Below are 3,069 nucleotides of genomic sequence, written 5' to 3' on the forward strand. Positions count from 1 at the left end.
CATCAAGGCCGAGGCATTCGACGCGGCGCAGATTGAACAGAACCCTTTCTTCTTCCCCGATGCGGGCAAGCTGGAGGAACTCGATCAATACATGCGCGATCTGAAAAAAGAGGGCAACAGCATCGGTGCCAAGGTGCAGGTCATTGCGCGCAATGTACCGGTGGGCCTCGGTGAGCCGGTGTTTGACCGCCTCGATGCCGACATTGCCCACGCCATGATGGGCATCAATGCGGTGAAAGGGGTGGAGATCGGTGACGGCTTCGCGGTGGTAGAGCAAAAAGGCTCCGAGCATCGCGACGAGATGACCCCGGCGGGCTTTGCCAGCAACCATGCGGGCGGCATTCTGGGCGGTATCTCATCCGGTCAGGATATCGTGGTGAGCATGGCGCTCAAGCCTACCTCCAGCATCACGGTGCCGGGCAAGACCATCAATACCGAAGGCGAGGCTACCGAGATGATCACCAAGGGTCGCCACGATCCTTGCGTCGGCATCCGTGCCGTGCCCATTGCCGAAGCTATGCTGGCCCTGGTGTTGATGGATCATCTGCTGCGCCATCGCGCCCAGAATCAGGGGGTGTTGACCCATACCCCGCAGCTGCGCTGATCGGTGCAACTGCCCATCGACTGATCACCCATCGGGTATCAGCGTCGATAACCAAATCAAAGGCGACCTCTGGGTCGCCTTTGTTATTTCCGGGGGGCGGCTTATCCCGTCAATGCTTGCTGGTCAATGCTTGCCGAGGGTGCGGGTCAGCAGAGCTGCAGCCCCCTGATCGGCATTGAGGCGACAGCTGGGGGGCGAGAACTTGTTGTGGGTGGTGGGCAAGGCGCTGATGGCCTGGTTGATCTTGAGAAGCTGCGCGTCGCTGACGCTGTTTTTGGCAAACATCAGGCTGACCGGCTGCTGTTGCAGCAGTAGCTGGCAACTGATAAACCTTTCGGCCTCCAGCTGGGCCAGTCGATAGCGGGCATATTGCCACTCAATGATGATGCCATCGAGGCGACGGGCCAGCAGCAGATCGAGCAGCCGATCATCGGTATTGTACTCGGTCACTTCCTTGATGGCAGGGCACTCCTTCAACTGCTCGATGGGGTGGGTGCCGCGCAGCTTGCCAATCTTGAGACCCTGCTCGTGACAGAGGCTGGCCAGGGTATCGATCTTCTCCCAGCGATCCTGGTGGCCGGGTATGGGATTATTGCTCAGCAGCACATAGACGCTGTGGCGGTAGGGGGCCGAGAAGCGGGCATAGCTCTGGCGCTCCGGCAGTGGCAGGGCGGCCATCGCCACATCCAGCTGACTGTGCTCCACCATGTGCAGCGCTCGCGCCCAGGGGATCACGCGAAACCTTGGGGTAAAACCCGCCTGGGTGAGGATCTGGCGGGTCAGGTTGATATCCAGCCCGTCCAGCTCCCCTTCTCGATTGATCTGGCTAAAGGGGGGCCAGTGACTCCAGGCCACGGTCAGGGTCTGGCTGGCCTGCAGCGCAGGGCTTAGCAGCAAAAGCAGCAGGCCGATCCTTGCCTGCCATTTGCTGCGGGCATTGCCCCGTGAACGATATCGGGTTGTCATCGCTAAACCTCGTTATTCTGTTCTGCTATCCCGTGTTTCTACCACCTGCGGACTATGCCTGCGGGGGTGGATATTATGTTTTCAGTTAATAGTGTGGTGCCTGCATCACTCGTCAACGGGATTATTCGGGGGGCAGTATGGGGCTTTTCTGTTCGTGCTGGGAGGAACATCACATTTTTCTCGTTTATCCCGGGCAACTCCGTTAGACTGCGCCTCTATTCTTTCCCCTTTGCTCTGCTCCCCGGGGAAATCGTTGTTTTCTCAATAGGCCCAGATCTTGTGAGATGGCATCGGCTCAGCAGAGGAGCCCCACCACAAATCCCCGGCGCCACTATCCCTAGCAGGTAACTATGAGTTTTACTTCCCTCGGTCTGGCCGAACCCTTGTTGCGTGCCGTTGCCGAACAAGGCTACGACACCCCGTCTCCCATTCAGCAGCAAGCGATCCCCGCCGTTTTGGCTGGCCGCGATCTGATGGCGGCGGCCCAAACAGGGACCGGCAAGACCGCAGGCTTTACCCTGCCGATGCTGCAACGTCTGATGGAGAGCAAGCGCAAGGTTTCTCCGAACCGCATTCGTGCGCTGGTGCTGACCCCGACTCGCGAGCTGGCCGCCCAGGTGGGCGAGAGCGTGCGTAACTACGGCAAACACCTGCCGATGCGCAGCCACGTGGTGTTCGGCGGCGTCAGCATCAATCCGCAGATGATGGCGACTCGCCGTGGTCTGGACGTGCTGGTGGCCTGTCCCGGCCGCCTGATGGATCTCTACAACCAGAACGCCGTCAAGTTCGACGAAGTGGAGATCCTGGTACTGGACGAAGCGGACCGCATGCTCGATATGGGCTTTATCCGCGACATCCGCCGCATCCTGGCCCTGATGCCGAAGAAGCGCCAGAACCTGCTCTTCTCCGCCACCTTCGCCGACGAGATCCGCGAACTGGCCACCGGTCTGCTGGACAACCCGGCGGTGATCGAAGTGGCCCCGCGCAACAGCACCGCCGAGCGTATCGAGCAACTGGTGCACCCGTGCGACAAGGCCAACAAGATCGGTCTGCTGAGCCATCTGGTCACCAGCAACAACTGGCAGCAGGTACTGGTGTTCACCCGTACCAAGCACATGGCCAACCGTGTTGCCGAGACCCTCGACAAGAACGGCGTCAGCGCCGCCGCCATTCACGGCAACAAGAGCCAGGGTGCCCGTACCCGCGCACTGGCCGGTTTCAAGGATGGTAGCGTCAAGGTGCTGGTGGCGACCGATATCGCCGCCCGTGGCCTCGATATCGACAAGTTGCCGCAAGTGGTCAACTTCGAGCTGCCCAACGTGGCGGAAGATTACGTTCACCGTATCGGTCGTACCGGCCGTGCCGGTGCTGCCGGTCACGCTATCTCGCTGGTCGCTGCCGATGAAGGGAAGCTGATCAAGGCGATCGAGCGTCTGACCAAGCAGAACATCCCGTGCGAGCAGGTGGCCGGTTTTGAAGCCTCCCGCGAGACCCTGGAC

Annotated in this window: 3 protein-coding genes; 2 read left to right on the forward strand and 1 reads right to left on the reverse strand. The window is 60.4% G+C overall.

Annotated features, from left to right (window positions below; genetic code table 11):
* The coding region (gene aroC / locus LD28_RS0121385; protein WP_033138888.1) for a chorismate synthase at window positions 1–604 on the forward strand (604 nt) is incomplete at its 5' end.
* 123 nt (window positions 605–727) lie between these two features.
* Here aroC and LD28_RS0121390 read toward each other — a convergent pair.
* Window positions 728–1,570 carry a substrate-binding periplasmic protein gene (locus LD28_RS0121390; protein ID WP_033138889.1) on the reverse strand — a complete coding sequence of 281 codons (843 nt, stop codon included), beginning with the start codon at window positions 1,568–1,570 and terminating at the stop codon, window positions 728–730.
* 350 nt (window positions 1,571–1,920) lie between these two features.
* Between LD28_RS0121390 and LD28_RS0121395 the strand changes: the two genes are divergently transcribed.
* Window positions 1,921–3,069, forward strand: a 1,149-nt coding sequence (locus LD28_RS0121395) for a DEAD/DEAH box helicase (RefSeq protein ID WP_033138890.1), incomplete at its 3' end; no start/stop codon positions are given.

The organism is Aeromonas finlandensis (assembly GCF_000764645.1).
In the GTDB taxonomy this organism is placed as follows: domain Bacteria; phylum Pseudomonadota; class Gammaproteobacteria; order Enterobacterales; family Aeromonadaceae; genus Aeromonas; species Aeromonas finlandensis.